Source organism: Brevundimonas sp. (assembly GCF_032017145.1).
In the GTDB taxonomy this organism is placed as follows: Bacteria; Pseudomonadota; Alphaproteobacteria; order Caulobacterales; family Caulobacteraceae; genus Brevundimonas.
The window spans coordinates 1-19,485 of the sequence record NZ_DALZQC010000036.1; the positions used below are offsets into that span (position 1 = coordinate 1).

At 69.0% G+C, this 19,485-nt stretch carries 23 protein-coding genes; 9 read left to right on the forward strand and 14 right to left on the reverse strand.

The features are described 5' to 3' along the window. The 4 genes from RTU05_RS08025 to RTU05_RS08040 form a co-directional block, all read left to right on the forward strand. The coding region (locus tag RTU05_RS08025) for an EF-hand domain-containing protein (RefSeq protein WP_312597244.1) at window positions 1–269 on the forward strand (269 nt) is incomplete at its 5' end. Between the two features lie 66 nt (window positions 270–335). Beyond that, window positions 336–911 carry an RNA polymerase sigma factor gene (locus RTU05_RS08030; RefSeq protein WP_312597246.1) on the forward strand — a complete coding sequence of 192 codons (576 nt, stop codon included), beginning with the start codon at window positions 336–338 and terminating at the stop codon, window positions 909–911. Beyond that, window positions 908–1,315, forward strand: coding sequence for a hypothetical protein (locus RTU05_RS08035; protein WP_312597248.1), 408 nt, complete (start codon window positions 908–910; stop codon window positions 1,313–1,315). Before RTU05_RS08030 ends, RTU05_RS08035 begins: the two co-directional genes overlap by 4 nt. After that, entirely contained in the window at window positions 1,312–1,845 is a 534-nt protein-coding gene (locus RTU05_RS08040; protein WP_312597250.1) for a periplasmic heavy metal sensor, read from the forward strand. Before RTU05_RS08035 ends, RTU05_RS08040 begins: the two co-directional genes overlap by 4 nt. 5 nt (window positions 1,846–1,850) lie before the next feature. On the opposite strand, the gene RTU05_RS08045 is transcribed toward RTU05_RS08040, so the two are convergent. Continuing rightward, window positions 1,851–2,531 carry a bifunctional 4-hydroxy-2-oxoglutarate aldolase/2-dehydro-3-deoxy-phosphogluconate aldolase gene (locus tag RTU05_RS08045; RefSeq protein WP_312597251.1) on the reverse strand — a complete coding sequence of 227 codons (681 nt, stop codon included), beginning with the start codon at window positions 2,529–2,531 and terminating at the stop codon, window positions 1,851–1,853. A gap of 201 nt (window positions 2,532–2,732) precedes the next feature. Between RTU05_RS08045 and RTU05_RS08050 the strand changes: the two genes are divergently transcribed. The 4 genes from RTU05_RS08050 to RTU05_RS08065 all read left to right on the forward strand — a co-directional run bounded on the left by RTU05_RS08050 (window position 2,733) and on the right by RTU05_RS08065 (window position 5,303). Continuing rightward, window positions 2,733–3,245 carry a GNAT family N-acetyltransferase gene (locus tag RTU05_RS08050; RefSeq protein WP_312597252.1) on the forward strand — a complete coding sequence of 171 codons (513 nt, stop codon included), beginning with the start codon at window positions 2,733–2,735 and terminating at the stop codon, window positions 3,243–3,245. 73 nt (window positions 3,246–3,318) lie between these two features. Beyond that, window positions 3,319–3,576: an Lrp/AsnC ligand binding domain-containing protein gene (locus tag RTU05_RS08055; protein WP_312597254.1), complete on the forward strand. Its 258-nt coding sequence runs from the start codon at window positions 3,319–3,321 to the stop codon at window positions 3,574–3,576. Window positions 3,577–3,645: 69 nt separating this feature from the next. Then, complete coding sequence (gene hmgA / locus RTU05_RS08060) at window positions 3,646–4,941, forward strand: homogentisate 1,2-dioxygenase (protein ID WP_312597256.1); 1,296 nt, start codon at window positions 3,646–3,648, stop codon at window positions 4,939–4,941. Beyond that, window positions 4,941–5,303, forward strand: coding sequence for a hypothetical protein (locus RTU05_RS08065; protein WP_312597258.1), 363 nt, complete (start codon window positions 4,941–4,943; stop codon window positions 5,301–5,303). The genes hmgA and RTU05_RS08065 overlap by 1 nt, the downstream gene beginning before the upstream one ends. Window positions 5,304–5,364: 61 nt before the next feature. Here the strand turns inward: RTU05_RS08065 and RTU05_RS08070 are convergent, their stop codons facing one another. From RTU05_RS08070 to RTU05_RS08130, 13 genes are all read right to left on the reverse strand, one after another. Next, window positions 5,365–5,670: a hypothetical protein gene (locus RTU05_RS08070; RefSeq protein WP_312597260.1), complete on the reverse strand. Its 306-nt coding sequence runs from the start codon at window positions 5,668–5,670 to the stop codon at window positions 5,365–5,367. Between the two features lie 84 nt (window positions 5,671–5,754). Further along, window positions 5,755–6,816 (reverse strand): glucokinase, encoded by a 1,062-nt coding sequence (gene glk / locus RTU05_RS08075; protein ID WP_312597262.1) that lies wholly within the window; start codon window positions 6,814–6,816, stop codon window positions 5,755–5,757. Continuing rightward, complete coding sequence (gene edd, locus RTU05_RS08080; protein ID WP_312597264.1) at window positions 6,758–8,647, reverse strand: phosphogluconate dehydratase; 1,890 nt, start codon at window positions 8,645–8,647, stop codon at window positions 6,758–6,760. The genes glk and edd overlap by 59 nt, the downstream gene beginning before the upstream one ends. A gap of 1 nt (window position 8,648) precedes the next feature. Next, on the reverse strand, window positions 8,649–9,365 hold the full coding sequence (gene pgl, locus RTU05_RS08085) for a 6-phosphogluconolactonase (protein ID WP_312597266.1): 717 nt from the start codon (window positions 9,363–9,365) through the stop codon (window positions 8,649–8,651). After that, window positions 9,358–10,818, reverse strand: coding sequence for a glucose-6-phosphate dehydrogenase (gene zwf / locus RTU05_RS08090; protein ID WP_312597268.1), 1,461 nt, complete (start codon window positions 10,816–10,818; stop codon window positions 9,358–9,360). Before zwf ends, pgl begins: the two co-directional genes overlap by 8 nt. 42 nt (window positions 10,819–10,860) lie before the next feature. Continuing rightward, window positions 10,861–11,490 (reverse strand): bifunctional phosphoribosyl-AMP cyclohydrolase/phosphoribosyl-ATP diphosphatase HisIE, encoded by a 630-nt coding sequence (hisIE, locus tag RTU05_RS08095; RefSeq protein WP_312597270.1) that lies wholly within the window; start codon window positions 11,488–11,490, stop codon window positions 10,861–10,863. Between the two features lie 172 nt (window positions 11,491–11,662). Continuing rightward, window positions 11,663–12,430 (reverse strand): imidazole glycerol phosphate synthase subunit HisF, encoded by a 768-nt coding sequence (hisF, locus tag RTU05_RS08100; protein WP_312597272.1) that lies wholly within the window; start codon window positions 12,428–12,430, stop codon window positions 11,663–11,665. A gap of 31 nt (window positions 12,431–12,461) precedes the next feature. Beyond that, entirely contained in the window at window positions 12,462–13,193 is a 732-nt protein-coding gene (gene hisA, locus RTU05_RS08105) for a 1-(5-phosphoribosyl)-5-[(5-phosphoribosylamino)methylideneamino]imidazole-4-carboxamide isomerase (RefSeq protein WP_312597274.1), read from the reverse strand. A 145-nt stretch (window positions 13,194–13,338) separates the two neighbouring features. After that, complete coding sequence (gene hisH, locus RTU05_RS08110) at window positions 13,339–13,941, reverse strand: imidazole glycerol phosphate synthase subunit HisH (protein WP_312597276.1); 603 nt, start codon at window positions 13,939–13,941, stop codon at window positions 13,339–13,341. Continuing rightward, complete coding sequence (hisB, locus tag RTU05_RS08115) at window positions 13,938–15,362, reverse strand: imidazoleglycerol-phosphate dehydratase HisB (protein WP_312597277.1); 1,425 nt, start codon at window positions 15,360–15,362, stop codon at window positions 13,938–13,940. Before hisB ends, hisH begins: the two co-directional genes overlap by 4 nt. A gap of 172 nt (window positions 15,363–15,534) precedes the next feature. Beyond that, window positions 15,535–16,857, reverse strand: a complete 1,323-nt coding sequence (gene hisD / locus RTU05_RS08120) for a histidinol dehydrogenase (RefSeq protein ID WP_312597278.1) — start codon at window positions 16,855–16,857, stop codon at window positions 15,535–15,537. After that, window positions 16,857–17,738: an ATP phosphoribosyltransferase gene (gene hisG / locus RTU05_RS08125; protein ID WP_312597280.1), complete on the reverse strand. Its 882-nt coding sequence runs from the start codon at window positions 17,736–17,738 to the stop codon at window positions 16,857–16,859. Before hisG ends, hisD begins: the two co-directional genes overlap by 1 nt. Window positions 17,739–17,748: 10 nt before the next feature. Next, window positions 17,749–18,033, reverse strand: a complete 285-nt coding sequence (locus RTU05_RS08130; protein WP_312597282.1) for a YerC/YecD family TrpR-related protein — start codon at window positions 18,031–18,033, stop codon at window positions 17,749–17,751. 226 nt (window positions 18,034–18,259) lie between these two features. On the opposite strand from RTU05_RS08130, the gene RTU05_RS08135 reads away from it, so the two are divergent. Beyond that, window positions 18,260–19,468 (forward strand): FAD-dependent oxidoreductase, encoded by a 1,209-nt coding sequence (locus RTU05_RS08135; protein WP_312597284.1) that lies wholly within the window; start codon window positions 18,260–18,262, stop codon window positions 19,466–19,468. Window positions 19,469–19,485: the final 17 nt, after the last annotated feature.

Genomic DNA, 19,485 nt, shown 5'->3' on the forward strand with positions numbered 1-19,485 from the left:
GCGAGGGTCGTCGCGGCGGTCCGCGTCACGCCATGCGCGGTCCGGGCCGCGAGGGTCGCGAACGCGGTCCGGTGGCGATCTCGGAGGTCGCCGCCAAGCTGGGCGAACGGTTCGACAAGATGGACGCCAACCGCGACGGCGTGATCTCGCCTGACGAGCGTCGCGCCGCCATGACCGCCCACCGCGCGGATCGTCAGGCCCGTCGTGCGGCGCGCCAGGCCGCGCGTCCGGCGCCACAAGCGGCTTCCCCGGCTCCGGCTTCGGAGTAAGAACGGTGTCGGGGTCGGCCGTCATGGACGAATCGGTCCCTTTCGTCCGCAGCGGAAGAGGCAGGCTTGGTCGCCATCGTCGACCCCGACGAGGAACTGGTGCGCCGCGTGGGTCAGGGCGACCCGGCGGCGTCGCAGGCGTTGGTCGCCAGCAAGCTGCCGCGCATCCTGGCTCTGGCGCAGCGGATGCTGGGCGATGCGGCCGAGGCCGAGGACGTGGCGCAGGAGGCCATGCTCAGGGCCTGGCGACAGGCCCCGAAATGGCGGCCTGGCCAGGCCCGGTTCGACACCTGGCTGCACCGGGTGGCGCTGAACCTCTGTTACGACCGGCTGAGGCGCCGGCGCGAAATCCCGACCGATGCGCCGCCGGATCGACCGGACGAGGGGCCGGGACCGGATCGGGGGCTGCTGGCCGCCGAGACCGGCGCGCGGGTGACGGCGGCCTTGAAGCGGCTGCCCGTCCGTCAGCGCGAGGCCATCGTGCTGTGCCATTATCAGGAGCTGTCCAATATCGAGGCGGCCGCCCTGATGGCGATCAGCGTCGAGGCGCTGGAGAGTTTGTTGTCGCGCGGTCGTCGCGCATTGCGTCAGGCGCTGTCGGATATGTCTCCGATCACCGCCGTTAAGGGAGACGGACGATGAAGGCGGAACGGTTGCAGGCCCTGGCGGACGCCTATGGCGCGGACCTGCGTCGCTGGCCTGCGGACCAGCGCGCCTTCGCCGACAGCCTGCTGGCTGCCGATCCGTCGTTGCGGAATGTGCTGGACCAGGCCGCGGCGCTGGACGCCCTGCTGGACACGGCGCCGGCGCCGGTCCCTTCGGCGGCGCTGACGGCGCGCGTCCTGGCGGCGGCGCCTCGACCGAAGACCAGCGGGCGGTGGCGTCAGGCTGTCTGGTATCTGGGCGCCGGCTGGGCGGCGGCGGCCTGCGCCGGCGTGGTGGCGGGCGTCGGCCTGACCAGCCATCTGACCGCCGATGCGCGGGCGGATGCGGTGCTCTATCAATCGGCCCTGACAGGGGTGGACGACACCGAGGTTCTGGGATGACGACCAAGACGCTGAAGATCGCCCTGGCCGTATCGGTGGCCCTGAACCTGTTCGCCGTGGCGGGGGGCGTGACCTATGTCGTCGGTCGCGACAAGATCGAACGGCGGATCGAGGAACAGCGCCGGGGCGGCCGCGAAGGACCGCTGGCCGAGGTGCTGGCCGGGCTGGATCCGGCGGTGCGCCAGCGGGTGCGCGTTTCCTTGCGTGAAACCGCCCTGTCGGCCCGTCCCGATTTCGAAGCGGCGCGGGCGGCGCGGCGCGAGGCGATCGCCGTCGCTGGCCAGCCGACGCTGGACGCCCCCCGCGTCCAGGCCCTGCTGGAACAGTCGCGCGCCGCCGAGATGCGTGGGCGTCAGCGGCTGGAGACCGGGGCGGTGGCCCTGCTGGCCACCCTGACGCCGGCAGAGCGCAAGGCCATGACGCCCCTGTTGCAGCGCAAGGGCGCCGCCCGTCGCAACGCCGCGCGTCAAGACGGGCCGGAGACGAAGAACGTACCGGATCGCGCCGGCCAGGACCGGCCCGCCCGCTGACGGTCTCAGGCGGCTCTTGACGCGCGGAAGGCCGCCACGGCGTCCACGGCCGCACGCACGGAGGTCTCGATGGCCGTCCAGTCGCCGGCCTTGACCGCCGCGTCCGTCACCAGTTTTGAGCCCATGCCCGCCGCCACGATGCCGGCGCCGAACCATTTGGCGATGGAGGCTTCGTCGGGATCGACGCCGCCGGTCGGCATGATCTTGACCCAGGGCATCGGTCCCTTGACCGCCTTGACGAAGTCCGGCCCGCCGACCGACGAACCGGGGAACAGTTTGACGATGTCGCAGCCCAGTTCGTGGGCCTCGCCGATGTCCGTCACCGAACCGCAGCCGGGGAAGTAGGCGACCATGCGCCGGTTGCAGACCTTGGCCACGTCGGGAACCAGGCAGGGGCTGACCACGAAGCGCGCGCCCCGGTTCAGATAGAGCGCCGCCGTGCCGCTATCGACCACCGATCCGATGCCCAGCACGACGTGCGGATCGGTCTTGATCAGTTCGCGATTGATCTCGCCGAACAGGTCGCAGGCGAAGTCGCCGCGATTGGTGAACTCCACCACCGGCGCGCCGCCGCGCGCGCAGGCGCGGATCACGTTCAGGCTGACCTCGGGATCGGGATGATAGAAGACGGGGCAGACGCCCTGGGTCTCCAGCGCCTGAAGCACGCTGACGCGATCATGGGCCATGGTCTGTCTCCTGATGGTCCCGATGCGGCGGGATCGTGTGGGCCGTTCGGCGTTCTGCTTATCGCAGGCCCGGCCCAGACCAAAGCCCGGGGCGCCAGCTTCGCGGTGAGGCGACGGAACATATTGTTTCATTCGCCGGTCTTGATCGAGGTCAAGGCGCGGCGCGGCCGAAGGGTCGAGGGTCGGGCAAAGGAGAAGCCCATGACCCTGCTCGATCGCGAACGGCTCGTCACCCGCACGGGTCTGCGTCTGGAGGTCCGCGCGGCGCGCGGAGAGGACGAGCGCGCCCTGGCCGCCTTCTTCGCCAGGGTGACGCCGGAGGATATGCGGTTCCGCTTCCTCTCCACCCTGGGTGCGCCCGGTCACGACCAACTGCTGGCCTTGATCGAAAAGCCTTCGGCGAACGGCGAGAGCCTGATCGCCTGGGGCGAGGACGGGACCATTGCGGCGACCGCCGTCCTGGCGGGCGACGCGGCGGGCGAACGGGCCGAGGCCGCCATCCTGTTGCGCGGCGATCTGAAGGGGCGGGGGATCGGCTGGACCCTGCTGGAACGGCTGGTGGCCGAGGCGCGGGCGCGCGGCTATGCGGTGGTGGAATCGCTGGAGGATCGCGCCAACCACGCCGCCCTGCAGGTCGAGAACGACATGGGCTTCGACGTTGCTCCGGTCGAGGACGACCCCGCCCTGGTCTGGGTCAGCAAGCGGTTGCGCTGATCAACGCCCTCGGCCGTTTCGGCGGCGGTCGCCATGGGCTAGAAGGCGTCCAAACTTCAGGAAGGCCACGGCCATGATGACCGCCATCTTCGTCTTCATCAAATGCGAGCTGGGCTACGCCAACGACGTGGCGGCCGACATCGTGGACAATGTGGAGAATGTGTCCGAGGTCTATTCCACCTCGGGCCAGCACGATCTGCTGGCCAAGTTCAACCTGCCGCGCGAGGCCGATATCGGCACCTTCGTCACGAAGCAGGTCCAGACGCGCTCGCACGTGCGCGACACCTTCACCGTCATCACCTTCTCGCCCTTCCTGCCGTCCAAGGTCTGACCGCCGTCCGCGCGACAGGGTGACGCTGGCGTGTGCGGGGTCTAAACCGGGGGCATAGGGAGACACCATATGACGCGATCCAACGCGCCCGCCTACATGACCGGCTTCGGCAATCATTTCGCGACCGAGGCCGCGCCCGGCGCCCTGCCGCAGGGCCAGAACTCGCCGCAGCAGACGCCGATGGGCCTGTACGCCGAACAGCTGTCGGGCACGGCCTTCACCGCCCCGCGCGCCGAAAACCGCCGAAGCTGGCTCTATCGCCTGCGGCCTTCGGCCCAGCACGGACCCTATCGGCCGTTCGACCAGGGCCGGGTGCGCTCCGGGCCGTTCGACGAGACGCCGCCCAATCCCAACAGGATGCGCTGGGACCCGTTGCCCATGCCTGAAGCCCCCACCGACTGGGTCGAGGGGCTGGCCACCTATGGCGGCAACGGCGAGCCGGACGCCGGGGCGGGCGCGGGCATCCATCTGTATGTCGCCAACCGTTCGATGATCGACCGGGTCTTCTACGACGCGGACGGCGAACTGCTGATCGTGCCCCAGGAGGGGGCGCATCGCTTCGTCACCGAGATGGGGGTGATCGAGGCCCGGCCCGGCCAGATCGTCCTGATCCCGCGCGGCGTGCGCTTCCGCGTCGAGGTCGAGGGGCCGGTGCGGGGCTATGTCTGCGAGAACTACGGCAGTCCGTTCCGCCTGCCGGACCTGGGCCCCATCGGCGCGAACGGCCTGGCCAATCCGCGCGATTTCGAGACCCCGGTCGCGGCCTATGAGGACGTGGATCGCCCGACCGAGTGCGTGCAGAAATATGGCGGCCGTCTGTGGGCCACGACCTTCGACCACAGCCCGCTGGACGTCGTGGCATGGCACGGCAACCTGGCGCCCTGCCGCTATGACACGGCGCGGTTCAACACCATAAACACTGTCAGCTACGACCACCCGGATCCGTCGATCTTCACCGTCCTGACCAGTCCGTCGGAGACGCACGGCACGGCCAACATCGACTTCGTCATCTTCCCGCCGCGCTGGATGGTGGCCGAACACACCTTCCGTCCCCCCTGGTTCCACCGGAACGTCATGAGCGAGTTCATGGGGCTGGTCACCGGCGCCTATGACGCCAAGGCCGGCGGTTTCGCGCCGGGCGGGGCGTCGCTGCACAATCGCATGAGCGGACACGGCCCGGACCAGGCCAGCTACGAGGGCGCGATCAAGGCCGAGCTGAAGCCGCACAAGATCGAAAACACCCTGGCCTTCATGTTCGAGACCCGCGCGCCCATCCGCGTCACGAAATGGGCGTCGCAATCGCCTCAGATGCAGCTGGATTATGACGACGTGTGGTCGGGCTTCACCAAGGGAAGGATCGCATGATGCGTATCTCGATCATCGCCGCCGCCGCGCTTCTGGCGGCCGCCTGCACGCCCCACACCACGACGAGCGCAGGTTCCGGCGCGCCGATGCAGAGCGCCGAGGCCTCGGCCTGCGCCACGCGCGGCGGCGCGATGAAGCAGGTCGGACGGATGCAGTCCTGGCAGTGCGTGATCAGCTACGCCGACGCCGGCAAGCGCTGCACCGACGGCGCCCAGTGCCAGGGCGATTGCCGCGTCGAGGGCAATACGGGCATAGCGGCGGGAACGGCGACCGCCGGCGTGTGCCAGGCGACCAGCGATCGCTTCGGCTGCCACGCCACGGTCGTCAACGGCAAGGTCGGCCCGACCCTGTGCATCGACTGATCGCCGGGTATGAAAAAGCCCCCGTCGCGAGCGACGGGGGCCGATCCATCCGTAAACGGACTTAGTGGGTCGACGGCGTGTTCGACGTGGTCATGCCGCCGTCAGCGTTGCCGCCCTGTTGTTCGACGCGGTCGGCCTTGCGGTCGGCGTTCTTCTCGACCTGATCGGCCTGGGCGTTCAGGGCGTCCTTCTGGGCTTCGGTCGGAGCGGTCGCAGCCTGGGCTTCCAGTTGGTCGGCGCGGGCTTCGCCCGTCGCTTCGATGGCGTCGGCTTGCTTTTCGGCGGCCTTGTCGGCGGCGCTTTCACCGCAGGCGGCGACGCCGGCCAGCATGAAGACCGAAGCGGCGGCGATGGCGAACTTTTTCATCTTGGGTTTCCTCTCCTTTGTGGAGACGAGGAAACGTCACGGCGGCGGATCGGTTCACGCCGCCGTGAGATTTGCGTGATCGCCTTAGCCTTCGGCCTCGGCGAAGGCGACGCGGGCGGCCCCCAGCAGGGCGGCGTGCTTGTGCATGATCACCTTGGTCGGGATTTCGGACATATAGTCCTTGAACCGGCCCTTGCGCTCGAACCGCTGGCGGAAGGGGCTGGCCTTGATGAAGGGCAGGATGCGGGGAACGATGCCGCCGGCGATATAGACCCCGCCGCGCGCACCGGTGGTCAGGGCGATGTCGCCGGCGACGGCGCCCAGGATGGCGCAGAAGCGGGCCAGGGTCGCGCCGCATGGGCTGTTGGGGTCTTCCAGCGCCGTCTTGGTGATCTCGGCGGGGTCGTCGACATGGGTTTCGCGCCCGTCGATCTCGGCCAGGGCCCGGTGCATGTTCAACAGGCCGGGGCCGCAGATCAGACGTTCGATCGACACCCGATCATAGCGGCGGCGCAGGATGCGCAGGATCCCGTCCTCGACCGGATCGCCGGGGGGGAAGCAGGCGTGGCCGCCCTCGGACGGCATGGCCATCTCCTTGCCGTGGGCGTCGCGCACCAGGGCCGCGACGCCGAAGCCGGTGCCGGGACCCAGCACGGCGACGGTCGAATGGGGATCGCCGTCGACCGGCCCGCCCAGGCTTTCCAACTGATCCGCCGGCACCACGGGCGCGCCCCAGGCCAGGGCCTCGAAATCATTGATCAGCTTGACCGGCTTCAGACCCAGGGTCTGAAGTTCGCTCTCCGACACCTGCCAGGGCGAGTTGGTCAGGTCGATGGCGCCGTCCGTGACGGGACCGGCCACGGCGATGACGCCGCCGGTCGGCTTGACCTCGCAGCCGTCGATGAAGGCGGCGACGCCTTCCAGGAAGGTCGGATAGGTTTCCGCCGGGAAGCTGTCGTGGTGGTCCAGCACGGGCTGTCCATCCACCATGCGGGCCAGGGCGAAGCGGGCGTTGGTGCCGCCGACGTCGCCGACGAGGAGGGTCTTGTCATTCATTCTGGGCGTTTCCTGCGCTCGGTTCGGTGGATCAGGCGTCCACGGTCCGGTCGACGAAGTTGGGATTGGGCGGCGTGTCGTCGTGGCCATTACCCTCGCTAGGCAGGGCGAAACAGACGGTGGCCCCCTGCTCGGCGGTCGTGACGACGTGGCGGAAGGCGCCGAACAGTTCGCGGCCATAGCCCCAGGACGAACCCTGGGCGATGGCGGGCGTGCGGCTGGCGGCGGGTCGGGCGGTCAGATCGCCGACGCCGACGGTGGTCAGAACTCCGGCCTCGGGGTCCAGACGGATGATGTCCCCGTCCTGCACATGGGCCAAGGGACCGCCGGCAAGGGCTTCGGGGCTGACGTGAATGGCGGCGGGCGTCTTGCCGCTGGCGCCCGACATGCGGCCGTCGGTGACGAAGGCGACCTTGAACCCCTTGTCCTGGATGACCGACAGGGCGGGCGACAGGCTGTGCAGTTCGGGCATGCCGTTGGCCTTTGGCCCCTGGAAGCGCAGGACCACGACCACGTCGCGGAACAGCTTGCCGTCCTTGAAGGCCTGCAGCGCGTCTTCCTGGGTTTCGAACACGGCGGCGGGCGCCTCGACGATTCGGTTCTCGGGCTTCACGGCCGAGATCTTGATGACCGCGCGGCCCAGGTCGCCCTGGACCAGACGCAGCCCCCCCTCGTGGTCGAACGGGTCCGAGGCGGGGCGCAGGATGTCGCGATCCAGACTCTCGCTGACCCCGTCGCGCCAGACCAGTTCGCCGTCCACCATCGACGGCTCCTGGAAATAGGCCTCGATCCCCTGGCCCATGATGGTGGTGACATCGGTGTGGATATTGCCCGCCTGGGCCAGTTCGCGCGCGATGAAGGCCACGCCGCCGGCGGCCTGGAAGGCGTTCACATCGGCCGAGCCGTTGGGATAGACCCGCGCCAGCAGCGGCGTGACCGAGGACAGTTCGTCCATGTCGGTCCAGTCGATCAGCACCCCCGCCGCCCGCGCCATGGCGACCAGATGGATGGCGTGGTTGGTCGAGCCGCCGGTGGCCAGAAGGGCCACGATCATGTTGACGATGGCCTTCTCGTCGATGACGTCGGCCATGCGGCACTCGCCGCTGCGGGCCAGTTCGACCGCCCGTTTCGCCGCCGCCGTCGTTAGGGCGTCGCGCAGGCCGGTGTCGGGATGGACGAAGGCGGTGGAGGGCATGTGCAGCCCGCCCAGCTCCATCATCATCTGGTTGGAGTTGGCGGTGCCGTAGAAGGTGCAGGTGCCGGGCGAGTGATAGCTGCCGATCTCGCTTTCCAGCAGGGTCTGGCGATCGACCTTGTTCTGCGCGTATTCGGCGCGGACGCGGGCCTTTTCCGCATTGGGAATGCCCGACGGCATGGGGCCTGCGGGCGCGAAGACGACGGGCAGGTGGCCGAACGCCAGGGCGCCCATGAACAGGCCGGGCACGATCTTGTCGCACACGCCCAGCATCAGACCGGCGTCGAAGGCGTCGTGAGTCAGGGCCACGCCCGCCGACATGGCGATGACGTCGCGGCTGAACAGCGACAGCTCCATGCCGGGGCGACCTTGCGTGACCCCATCGCACATGGCGGGCGTGCCGCCGGCGACCTGGGCGGTGGCGCCGACCTCGCGCACCGCCGCGCGCACCACATCCGGGAAACGCTCGAACGGCTGGTGGGCCGACAGCATGTCGTTATAGGCGGTGACGATGCCCAGGTTCGGCTTGGACCCGTCCATCGCCGTCAGCTTGTCGGCGATGGTCTGGCCCGCGAAGGCGTGGGCCCAGTTGGCGCAGGACAGTTTGGCGCGTCCGGTCCCGCTGTCGCGGGCGGCGTCCATGCGACGGATATAGTCGGTGCGGGTCTCGCGGCTTTTCTCGATGATGCGGGCGGTGACAGCCGCCACGGTGGGATGAAGCGCCATATCAGCCTTCCTCCGTCCACAGAACTTCAAGGGGAACGCCGGCGGCGATCAGGGCGGCGATGGGCTGGATCTTCGGATCGCCCTTGGCCTCTTGTTCGAAGACGCGACGCTTGGCGGCGCCCTTCAGACCCAGGATCACGCGACCGGCCGACATCAGATAGGGCAGGTTGATCGACAGCCGCTCCAGGCTGGGCGCCATGCCGTCGCGGCCGTGGGGCACGCCCAGGACCGTGGGTTTCAGCGTCGGCGTCAGCAGGGTCTTCAGCGTCGGGCTTTCGGGGAACATGGAGCAGATGTGGCCATCCTCGCCCATGCCGAGCAGGACCGCATCGAACCGTCCGCCGGCGTCCGCCAGGGCCTTGGCGGCCACCATGGCCGCCCGGTCCACCGTGACTTCGGGCGTATAGAGGGGGATGAAGCGCGCCGTCGCCGCCTTGTCCTGCAACAAAACGTCGCGGATCAGTCGGGCGTTGGACTCCGGCGAGGTTTCGGGAACATACCGCTCGTCCACCAGGGTCACGCCGACCCTGGACCAGTCCAGATCGGTCGCCGCCAACCGGCGATAGACGGGGGCGGGCGTCGAACCGCCCGGGCCTGCAAACAGGGCCGCGCCCTTGTCGCGCAGGGCGACGGCCAGGGTTTCGCTCAGCCGGGCCGCGATGGCCTCGGCCCAGACATCGACGCCGGCGAAGGTTTCGATTGCAGGAATCTCAGACATCGGTCGTGTTCCAGTCGCGGCCGGTCCGCATCATCAGCATGTCGGCGCTGTCGGGACCCCAGGTCCCGGCGACATATTCGTCGGGCTTAAGGCCGGATTCGGCCCAGGCCTCGGACACCTCGTCCACCCATTTCCAGGCCTGTTCCGCCTCGTCGCGACGGACGAACAGGGTGGAATCGCCCGCCATCGCATCCAGCAGAAGGCGCTCATAGGCGATGCGGCGGCGCGGCGGGGCGTCGCCCTTGCCGTCGACACCCCAAGACAGGCTCATCTTGATCGGCTGAAGCTGCATACGCCGGTCCAGGCCGGGGCGTTTGTTCATGACCGTCAGGGAGATGTCTTCCTCCGGCTGAAGCTCGATGATCATCCGGTTCGCCGTGACCTCTCCGCGATCGTCGCGGTCGAAGATCGAGTGGGGCACCGGCTTGAACTGGATGACGATCTCGGTGCGCTTCTCCGGCAGTCGCTTGCCGGTCCGCATGAAGAAGGGCACACCGGCCCAGCGCCAGTTGTCGATGTCGGCGCGGATGGCGACGAAGGTCTCGGTGTCCGAATCCTGGCCCCGCTCCTCGTCATAGCCCTTGACCGGCTTGCCCTCGCTGGTCCCGGCCACATACTGGCCGCGCACGGTGACGCGCTCGGCCTCGTCGGGGGTGATGGGGCGAAGCGAGCGCAGCACCTTGACCTTCTCGTTTCGCACCGAGTCCGGGTCCAGGTCGCTGGGCGGCTCCATCGCCACCAGGCACAGCAGCTGCAGCATGTGGTTCTGCAGCATGTCCCGCAGGGCGCCGTATTCGTCGTAATAGGGCCAGCGGTCGCCGACCCCCACGGTCTCGCCGATAGTGATCTGGACGTGGTCGATCGACAGATTGTTCCACAGAGGCTCGAAGATGGTGTTGCCGAACCGCAGGGCGATCAGGTTCTGCACCGTCTCCTTGCCCAGATAGTGGTCGATGCGGAACACCTGGTTCTCGCTGAAGGCGTGGGCCACGGCGTCGTCGATTTCCAGGAAGGACGTCAGGTCGCGCCCGACCGGCTTCTCCAGAACGATGCGGCAGTTCTTCTCGGCCAGGCCGGCGGCCTTCATCGCCGTGACGATGCGGGCGTAGAGCGACGGGGACACGGCCAGGAACGACGTGACCTCGCCGTCGCCCACCTTGTCCTTCAGCGGCTTCAGGCTGTCGGGCGAGGTGGCGTCCACCGCCAGATAATCCAGACGCGCCTTCATGCGCGACCAGCTGTCCTCGTCCCACGCCTTGTCGGCCTCGGCCTTGGCCTTCACGGCGTCGTGGACTTTGGCGACATAGTCGTCGGCGCTCTCTTCGGAACGGGCCGCGCCGATGATCTTCAGCCCGTCGGGCAGCAGGCCGTCGTGCTCGAGGAAATACAGCGACGGCAGCAGCATGCGCATCGCCAGATCGCCGCCGCCGCCGAACAGAATGAGAGCCGCCATGAAGTATCCCTTCAGCGATCCCGCTTTGTGGGATCGACGCCGTTAAGGTGCAGGTTGGCCTTTGCCCGCTTCGGCGCGTGAGGCCAACACATCCAGCACGTCCTGAAACACCATGTTACGGGCATGGAGAAGAACGAGCAGGTGATAGACCAAATCCGCAGCCTCGCTGGCGAGTTCCTCGTCCGGCCCGGCGACGCCGGCCAGGGCGGTCTCGACGCCCTCTTCGCCCACCTTCTGGGCGATGCGTTTGGGGCCCTGGGCGATCAGTTTGGCGGTCCAGCTTTCGGACGGATCGGCGGCGGCGCGGCGGGCGATGGTCTGTTCCAGCCGGGCGATGCGGCCCACGCTGGGTGCGTCGAGGTCGCCGAAACAGCTGGTCCGGTTCAGGTGGCAGGCGTTGCCGACCGGCCGGACCGACAGGACCAGGGCGTCGTTGTCGCAGTCGGGCGTGATGCCCACGACATGCAGCCGGTCACCGGAGGTCTCGCCCTTCCTCCACCGTCCGCCACGCGAGCGCGAGAAGAAGGTGGCTTCACCCGACGCCAGGGTCTCGTCCAGCGCCGCGCGGTCCATATAGGCCAGGGTCAGGACCTGGAGCGTCGCCGCATCCTGCACCACGACGGGAACAAGGCCATTCCCTTTTTCGAAGTCGATTGTGTCGGGGTCGATCATGGTCGTTGTTCCTGATCCTCCACCGCGCAGCGGGGGAGGGGGACCACGCGCAGCGTGGTGGAGGGGGCGAAATCGGGCGGGATGCAGAACGTCTCGCAATGGAGTGCGGGTCCGCCCCCTCCACCGCTTCGCGGTCCCCCTCCCCCGTTCCGCTGCGCTCCATGGGGGAGGATCATATCCGCATCTCCAACCCTTCGCCCGCCAGGTATCGTTTCAGGTCCGGTATGGCGATGGCGCCGGTGTGGAAGACGCTGGCGGCCAGGGCGCCGGACACGTCGGCCTGGTCGAACACGTCCCTGAAATGCTCCGGCGCGCCGGCCCCGCCCGAGGCGATCAGGGGGATGTTCAGGCGCGCGCGGGCGGCCGACAGCTGTTCGATGTCATAGCCCCGACGCACCCCGTCCTGGTCGATGCAGTTCAGCACGATCTCGCCGGCGCCCAGGGCTTGCGCCTGATCCAGCCAGTCCAGGGTGCGCTTGCCGGCGCGGCGGCGCGCATCGGGGTCGCCGGTGTATTTGTGGACCACCCAGTCGCCGTCCTCGAACCGGCTGTCGACGCCGACGACGACGCACTGGCCGCCCAGCCGTTCGGCCATCTCCGCGATCAGTTCGGGTCGCTCCAGGGCGGGGGAGTTGATCGACACCTTGTCCGCCCCGTGGTCCAGGCAGCGGGCCGCCTGATCCACGCTGCGGATGCCGCCGGCGACGCAGAAGGGGATGTCCAGCAGCCGGGCGATATCCCTGATCCAGCCATAGTCCAGCGTGCGCCCCTGGGGACTGGCGGTGATGTCATAGAAGACCAGTTCGTCGGCGCCCGCGTCGCGATAGCGGGCGGCCAGTTCCGCAGCGTCGCCCATGTCGGTGTGGCCGACGAACTTCACGCCCTTGACCACCCGCCCGTCCTTGACGTCCAGGCAGGGGATGATGCGCCGGGCGGTCATTGGACCGCCCTTATGCTTGCGAACGGGGCGGTCATGCCGCCGCCGCTATGGCTTCGGGCAGGGTGAAACAGCCCTCGTAGAGTGCGCGGCCGACGATGGCGCCGTTGCAGCCCAGAGCCTTGATGGCGCCGAGGTCATCCAGCGACGAGACGCCGCCTGAGGCCTGAAGCACCAGGTCGGGACGTCGCCTGCGGATTTCCGCCAGCAGCTCCAGGTTCGGCCCGGTCAGGGCGCCGTCGCGACCGACATCCGTCACCAGCAGATGTTTGGCCGTTCCCTTCGGATAGCGGTCCAGCGCCTCCCACAGGGTGACGCCCGAGGACTGGGTCCAGCCCTTCAGCGCCGGCGCCGGCACGCCGTCCTCGATCTTGACGTCCAGGGCCAGGGTGATGCGCTCGACCCCGAACCCCTTCAGCCAGGCGGCGACGTCGTTGGGCTGGGTCACGGCCAGGGAGCCGACGACGACGCGCGAGACGCCCGAATCCAGCAGCTTGGCCACATCGTTGGCGCTGCGGACGCCTCCGCCCGACTGGACCTTGACGTCGATGGCCTGGGTCAGTTCGCCGATCAGGGCGTGCTGCACGGCCTCGCCCGCCTCGGCGCCGTCCAGATCGACGATGTGAATCCACTGCGCGCCCTCGGCCGCGAAGGCGGTCAGGCGGGCGGCGGGCTGTTCGTCATACTGGGTCACCTGGTCGAACTTGCCGTGCATCAGCCGCACGCAGACTCCGGCCTTCAGGTCGATGGCGGGATAGATCAGCATGGGCTTGGCTTCCGTTCGTCATCCTCGGGCTTGATCCGAGGATCGGGCGTGGATCGGTTCGTGCGGGTCGGTCGTCGCACAAGCAGCGGATGGTCCGATCCTCGGGTCAAGCCCGAGGATGACGGAGAGGGGGCGACGATGCGGCTCACGCGGCGACCTCCAGGAAGTTCCGCAAGATCGCCGCCCCGGCCTCGGCCGAGCGTTCGGGGTGGAACTGGCAGCCCCAGCGGTTGTCGGAGCGCACCACGGCCGGGACCGGCCCGCCATAGTCGGCGCGCGCCAGGGTCGCCGGCCCGTCGGGACAGACGAAGCCGTGGACGAAATAGGCGTAGGCACCGTCGGCGACGCCTTCCAGCAGCGGATCGTCGCGGTCGCGCGTCAGGCGGCTCCAGCCCATGTGCGGCACGGGCAGGGGCTCGGACGGCTCCAGACGTTTCACCACGCCGGGGATGACGCCCAGCAGTTCGACGCTGTCGCCCTCGTCGCTCGATCCGAACAGCAACTGCTGACCCAGGCAGACGCCCATCAGGGGGCGCGGAAAGGCGCGCAGGGGTTCGATCAGGTTCAGTTCCGCCAGGCGACGCATGGCGTAACCCGCCGCCCCGACGCCGGGCAGGATGACCCGCTCGGCTTCGGCTATCACGGCCGGATCGTCGGTTAGGCGCACGGTCGCGCCCAGTCGCTCCAGCGCGAACTGGACGGAGGCGACATTGCCGGCGCCGTAGGCGATGACGGCAACCTCGGTCACAGAACACCTTTTGTGGACGGCACCGCGTCGCCCTCGATGCGGATGGCCTGGCGCAGGGCGCGACCGAAGGCCTTGTAGACGGCCTCGGTCTTGTGGTGATCGTCCTGGCCCGTGACCTTGATGTGGACGGCGGCGCCCATGGCCTCGGCCAGGGAGCGGAAGACGTGGGCGGTCAGGTCGGTGCGATAGTCGCCGATGAAGGGCGTCTCGAACGTGCCTTCGAACAGCGGATAGGGCCGACCCGACAGGTCGATGGAGACGGTTGCGTTGGCCTCATCCATCGGCAGGACGAAGCCATAGCGGGCGATGCCCTTGCGTTCGCCCAGCGCCTGTTTCAGCGCCTGACCCAGGGCGATGGCGCTGTCCTCGATGGTGTGGTGCGGGTCGGTGTGCAGGTCGCCTTCGCATTGCAGCCGCAGCGAAAAGCCGCCGTGGGCCGCGATCTGCTCCAGCATATGGTCAAAGAAGCCGACGCCGGTTTCAATTCTGATCGGGCCGGGCGCATCCAGATCGACGGCGCAGACGATGCGGGTCTCCTTGGTGTCGCGCACGGCCTGACCCACGCGCGATGCGCGGCGCTTGGCGGGCGTCAGGCCGAAGGCGGCCAGCAGCCGGTCGTTGACCTCGGGCTTGATCGAGACGGGCAGGCGCAGACGGTCGCCCGACAGATCGGCCTCGACGCCATAGGCTTTCAGGCCCGCCAGCGCCGCGGCGGGGTCTTCGGGCCGGGTCATGACGATGGGGCCGACGCCGGGTTCGACCGGCATCAGGCGGCCCAGTTCGCGGGCGATCCGCTCGCGTTCGCGTCGGACCGAGGCGATGCGTTCGGCGGTCTCGATCATGCGCGACGGGTCCAGCGCCTGCTGCGCCAGCCGCACCAGCGGCTCGGGCAGGGCGTAGGGTTCGACGACCGACGCCAGCCGGGCCAGCGTCTGAGGCTGGCCGATCGCGGCGCCGACCCGCGCGCCGGCCAGGCCATAGGCCAGGGACAGGCTGCGCAAAACGACCAGGTTCGGCTGATCGGCGACGACAGTGACGGCCGATGCGCTGTCGGAGAACTCGATCAGGCCCTCGTCCACCACCAGCAGGGCGGGGGCGACGCGGGCGGCCATTTCGGCGACGGCCTCGGGCGAGCCCAGCGCGCGGATGACGACGACGGCGGCTTCGCCCTTGGACGGATAGATGGCGGCGAGGCTGTCGTAGGGTTTGGCCCTTGGGGCCTCGACCGAGCCGCCGTCGCGGGCCGCCAGCCGCCAGGCCAACTCTAGCCCGTGGGTCAGGCCGCGGACGGGCAGAACCGTCTCGACCGGCGTGGCGTAGAGGGCGGCCATGCGTGTCGCCAGCGCCGAGGCGTCACTGGGGTAGCGGTCCAGGCCGTCGCCGCCGGAGACCAGCGGGGCATAGGGCGCGGGCAGGGTCATGACAGGTCTCCTTCTCCCCTCGGAGGAGAAGGTGGCTCGCGGAGCGAGACGGATGAGGGGGCTGCCGGATACAGACCCGCTCCCGCCATCAGCGAGGCGGACGGAGCCCCCTCATCCGAGCCCTTCGGGCCCACCTTCTCTCCCGAGGGGAGAAGGGTATTTGCAATCAGGCTCATCCCTCGCTCCTCAGGTCGGCGGCGCGGGCGTGAGCTTCCAGACCCTCCATCCGGGCCAGGCGGGCGGCGATGGGGGCCAGTTGGCGGGCGCCGGCCTCTGTCACCAACTGAACCGACATCGTGGTCATGAAGCTGGCGGTGGTGACGCCGCCCAGCGTCTTTGCGCCTCCATCGGTCGGCAGGACGTGGCTGGGACCAGCGGCATAGTCGCCCAGCGTCTCGGCGGCGAAACGGCCGACGAAGATCGCGCCTGCAGCATTGATCGAATCGACCAGCGGCTCGGGATCGTCGATCTGAATGGCCAGATGTTCGGGGCCGTACAGGTTGGCCACCTCTGCGGCGGCGTCCAGATCGCGCACCAGAATGGCGCGGGCCTCCTGCAACGAGGCGCGGGCGATGGCTTCGCGCGGCAGGGTGGCGACCTGAACCTCGACCTCGGTCAGGATGTAGTCGATGGTGGCGCGGCTGGTGGAGACCAGCAGGACCTGGGCGTCGGCGTCGTGTTCGGCCTGGCTGAGCAGGTCGGCGGCGGCGATCTCGGGGGCGGCGTCGCGATCCACGATGACCATCAACTCGGACGGGCCGGCGGGCATGTCGACTGCGGGACCGCCGGGCAGTGCGGACGCCTGTTTCTTGGCCTCGGCGACGTAGGCGTTGCCGGGTCCGAACAGCTTGTCGCAGGCGGGGATGACCCCGTCCTCCAGCTCGACGCCGAAGGTCAGGGCGGCGATGGCCTGTGCCCCGCCCATCAGCCAGATGGCGTCCAGACCGGCCTCTGCGGCGGCCAGGATCATGGCGGGGTGGACGCCGCCGCCCTTGTTCGGGGGCGTCACGGCGACCAGCCGGCCCACGCCCGCCACCCCGGCCGGGATGGCCAGCATCAGCAGGGACGAGAACAGGGGCGCCGTACCGCCGGGAATATAGAGGCCCGCCGAGGCGATGGGCCGCCACGCCAGCTTCGAGCGCACGCCGGGCGTGGTCTCGATGAAGGGGGTGTCCTCCGGCTTGGTCGCCTGGTGGAAGACGCGCACATTGTCGGCGGCCATCCGCAGGGCGCGGACGTCGGCGGGGGGCAGGGCGTTGCGCGCCTCGGCGACGGTCTCGGGCGTGATGGCGATACGGCGGGGCGGGGCCTTGTCCAGCTTCAGGCACCATTCGGTCAGGGCGGCGCCGCCGCGCATCTGCACGTCGTTCAGAATGGTGCGGACCACCTCGGTCACGTCGCCGGCCGTACGCTGGGCCGGACGGGCCAGCGCCGCCTTCTTTCCGGCGGCGTCCAGCGACGACCAGTCGATGCGCTTGAATGCGGTTTCGGTCATCACATCATCTTCTCGATGGGCAGAACCAGAATGGCCGAGGCCCCGGCGGCCTTCAGCTTCTCCAGCGTCTCCCAGAAGACGGCCTCCTGACAGACGGCGTGGACGGCGACCGCATCGTCGCGGCCCATCAGGGGCATGACGGTCGGCGAACCGGCGCCGGGCAGGATGGCGGTGATCTGGTCCAGTGAGGCGCGTGGCGCATTCAGCATGACGTATTTGGCGCCCTGCGAGGACACCACGCCCGCCATCCGTTCGATGACGCTGTCCAGCAGGGGCTGGAGGCCGGGCTCGGGGGCGACGGGGGACTGTATCAACACGGCTTGGCTTTCCAACACCGTATCCTTGGCCCCCAGGCCGTTGGCCTCCAGCGTCGCGCCGGTCGAAACCAGATCGCAGATGGCGGCGGCCAGTTTCAGCCGGGGCGCGACCTCGACGGCGCCGCGCATGACGACGATATCGGCCTTGACGCCGCGTTCATCCAGATATTTCCGCAGGATCTTGGGATAGGAGGTCGCGATGCGTAGCCCATCCAGCGAGGCCGGGCCGTCATAGGCCAGGGTCGGGGGCGTGGCGATCTTCAGCGTGCAGCGACCGAAGCCCAGGGGCATGACGATGGAGGCGTTTGCGCCCCCGTTCTTGCCTTCCTCCAGCACATTCTCGCCGACGATGCCCAGATCGCAGACCCCGTCCGCCACGAAGGTAGGGATGTCGTCGTCGCGGACGCGCAGCAGGTCGATGGGATAATTCTCGACCCGGTACAGCAGGTCGTTGTGACCCTTGACCCATTTCAGGCCCGCGTCGCGGATCAGGTCGAGGCTGCGGTCGGCCAGACGGCCGGATTTCTGGACGGCGATGCGGAGCCGACCCTGGACAGTGCTCATGTTCGGATACTCAGGCTTTCAGCCGGTCCAGGGCGATGCGGTATCCCTGATGCGGCATGTCTTTCAGATAACGGGCGACGCGGACGACGGTGGTGGGGCTGGCATGGGCCTCGGCCGCGATCTCGCGATAGGATTTGCCGCCCGCATCCAGCAGGCGCGCGACCTGCCAGCGCTCGGCGAAGGCGCGCAGTTCGGCGGGCGTGCAGAGGTCGGCCAGAAAGGCGTCCATCTCCTCGCGCGTCTGCATCGACAGCAGGGCGTCGTGAAGGGCTGCGCGGGCGGGTGGGGTCGTCATGCGCGTTCCACTATGCTGTAACAATGGAACGGTCAAGGGTGTTCGTCTCCTCCCTGCGGAGCGGGGAGGGGGACCGCGCGAAGCGGGGTGGAGGGGCTCTTGACGGTCAACAGGCGCCTGCGATGCGGCGAAGGGCCCCTCCGTCACGGCGCTGAAAGGGCGCCGCGCCACCTCCCCGCTTCGCAGGGAGGAGACAGATCGTGTGTCTCGCACTATCTGCGTCTTCATGACTAAGGTTCTGATCATCGGCGCGGGACACGCGGGCGGCTCTGTCGCGGCCTTTCTTCGGCAGTACGGCCATGAGGGGCCGATCGTGCTGGCGGGTGAAGAGGATGCGCCGCCGTATCAGCGTCCGCCGCTGTCCAAGGCGTGGCTGAAGGGCGAGGCGGATCTGGAGGCCCTGCTGCTGCGGCCTCTCAGTTTCTATGCCGAGCAGGACATCGACTTCCGACCATCGACCGTCGCCGTGGCCATCCACCCGGAGGCGAAGACGGTCGCCTTCCATGACGGATCGTCGGAAACCTATGAGGTGCTGGTGCTGGCGACCGGATCGACGGCGCGCAAACTGCCGGTTCCGGGCGCGGACCATCCCGATCTGCTGGAGCTTCGCACCCTGAAGGACGCCGAACGGCTGAAGGCGGTGCTGGGGCCGGGCAGGCGGCTGGCGGTGGTCGGCGGCGGCTATGTGGGGCTGGAGGCGGCGGCGTCCGCCCGCGCCTTGGGGGCCGAGGCCGTCGTCATCGAACGGGCGCCGCGCGTGCTGGCGCGGGTGGCGTCCGAGGCGCTTTCGGCCTTTTTCACCGAACAGCATCGGGCGCGGGGCGTCGAAATCCTGACGGGGGCCGAGGTAGTCGCCGTGGCGCGGGACGGCGTGACATTAGCCGATGGAACGGTGGTTCCGGCGGACGCCGTGCTGGTCGGCGTCGGCGCCCTGGCCTGCGACGGCCTGCCCCGTTCGGCGGGTCTGCGGTGCGACGACGGGGTGGTGGTGGACGATCAGGCGCGGACCAGCGATCCGGCCATCTTCGCCATCGGCGACATGACGCGCCGCCCGATCCCCGTCCACGGCGGCGTGCATCATCGGCTGGAGAGCGTGCCCAACGCCCTGGAACAGGCCAAACAGGCGGCCGCCGCCATCGTGGGACGGCCGGCGCCGGCGCCCGAGGTTCCGTGGTTCTGGTCGGACCAGTACGAATACAAGCTGCAGATCGCCGGCCTGCCGTTCGAGGCGGATCGTCAGGTGGTGCGCGGCGATGCAGGCGCTGGAAGTTTCGCCGTGTTCCATCTGGCCGGCGACCGCATCGTCTGCGTCGAGGCGGTCAACGCCCCGCCCGAGTTCATGGCCGGCAAACAGCTGATCGCCAAGGGAACGTCTGTGGATGCGGACAAGCTGGCGGACGTCGCGGTGTCGATGAAGGCGGTGGCCGCGCAATAGGCGTCGCCGCAGTGCAA

Excerpts from the sequence above, each read along its gene's own strand:
- RTU05_RS08035 (WP_312597248.1), top strand. The coding sequence starts at position 908 with ATGAAGGCGGAACGGTTGCAGGCCCTGGCGGACGCCTATGGCGCGGAC.
- RTU05_RS08040 (WP_312597250.1), top strand. The coding sequence starts at position 1,312 with ATGACGACCAAGACGCTGAAGATCGCCCTGGCCGTATCGGTGGCCCTG.
- RTU05_RS08045 (WP_312597251.1), bottom strand. The coding sequence starts at position 2,531 with ATGGCCCATGATCGCGTCAGCGTGCTTCAGGCGCTGGAGACCCAGGGC.
- RTU05_RS08050 (WP_312597252.1), top strand. The coding sequence starts at position 2,733 with ATGACCCTGCTCGATCGCGAACGGCTCGTCACCCGCACGGGTCTGCGT.
- RTU05_RS08055 (WP_312597254.1), top strand. The coding sequence starts at position 3,319 with ATGATGACCGCCATCTTCGTCTTCATCAAATGCGAGCTGGGCTACGCC.
- hmgA (WP_312597256.1), top strand. The coding sequence starts at position 3,646 with ATGACGCGATCCAACGCGCCCGCCTACATGACCGGCTTCGGCAATCAT.
- RTU05_RS08065 (WP_312597258.1), top strand. The coding sequence starts at position 4,941 with ATGCGTATCTCGATCATCGCCGCCGCCGCGCTTCTGGCGGCCGCCTGC.
- RTU05_RS08070 (WP_312597260.1), bottom strand. The coding sequence starts at position 5,670 with ATGAAAAAGTTCGCCATCGCCGCCGCTTCGGTCTTCATGCTGGCCGGC.
- glk (WP_312597262.1), bottom strand. The coding sequence starts at position 6,816 with ATGGCCACGACGACACGCCGCCCAATCCCAACTTCGTCGACCGGACCG.
- edd (WP_312597264.1), bottom strand. The coding sequence starts at position 8,647 with ATGGCGCTTCATCCCACCGTGGCGGCTGTCACCGCCCGCATCATCGAG.
- pgl (WP_312597266.1), bottom strand. The coding sequence starts at position 9,365 with ATGTCTGAGATTCCTGCAATCGAAACCTTCGCCGGCGTCGATGTCTGG.
- zwf (WP_312597268.1), bottom strand. The coding sequence starts at position 10,818 with ATGGCGGCTCTCATTCTGTTCGGCGGCGGCGGCGATCTGGCGATGCGC.
- hisIE (WP_312597270.1), bottom strand. The coding sequence starts at position 11,490 with ATGATCGACCCCGACACAATCGACTTCGAAAAAGGGAATGGCCTTGTT.
- hisF (WP_312597272.1), bottom strand. The coding sequence starts at position 12,430 with ATGACCGCCCGGCGCATCATCCCCTGCCTGGACGTCAAGGACGGGCGG.
- hisA (WP_312597274.1), bottom strand. The coding sequence starts at position 13,193 with ATGCTGATCTATCCCGCCATCGACCTGAAGGCCGGAGTCTGCGTGCGG.
- hisB (WP_312597277.1), bottom strand. The coding sequence starts at position 15,362 with ATGACCCTGCCCGCGCCCTATGCCCCGCTGGTCTCCGGCGGCGACGGC.
- hisD (WP_312597278.1), bottom strand. The coding sequence starts at position 16,857 with ATGACCGAAACCGCATTCAAGCGCATCGACTGGTCGTCGCTGGACGCC.
- hisG (WP_312597280.1), bottom strand. The coding sequence starts at position 17,738 with ATGAGCACTGTCCAGGGTCGGCTCCGCATCGCCGTCCAGAAATCCGGC.
- RTU05_RS08130 (WP_312597282.1), bottom strand. The coding sequence starts at position 18,033 with ATGACGACCCCACCCGCCCGCGCAGCCCTTCACGACGCCCTGCTGTCG.
- RTU05_RS08135 (WP_312597284.1), top strand. The coding sequence starts at position 18,260 with ATGACTAAGGTTCTGATCATCGGCGCGGGACACGCGGGCGGCTCTGTC.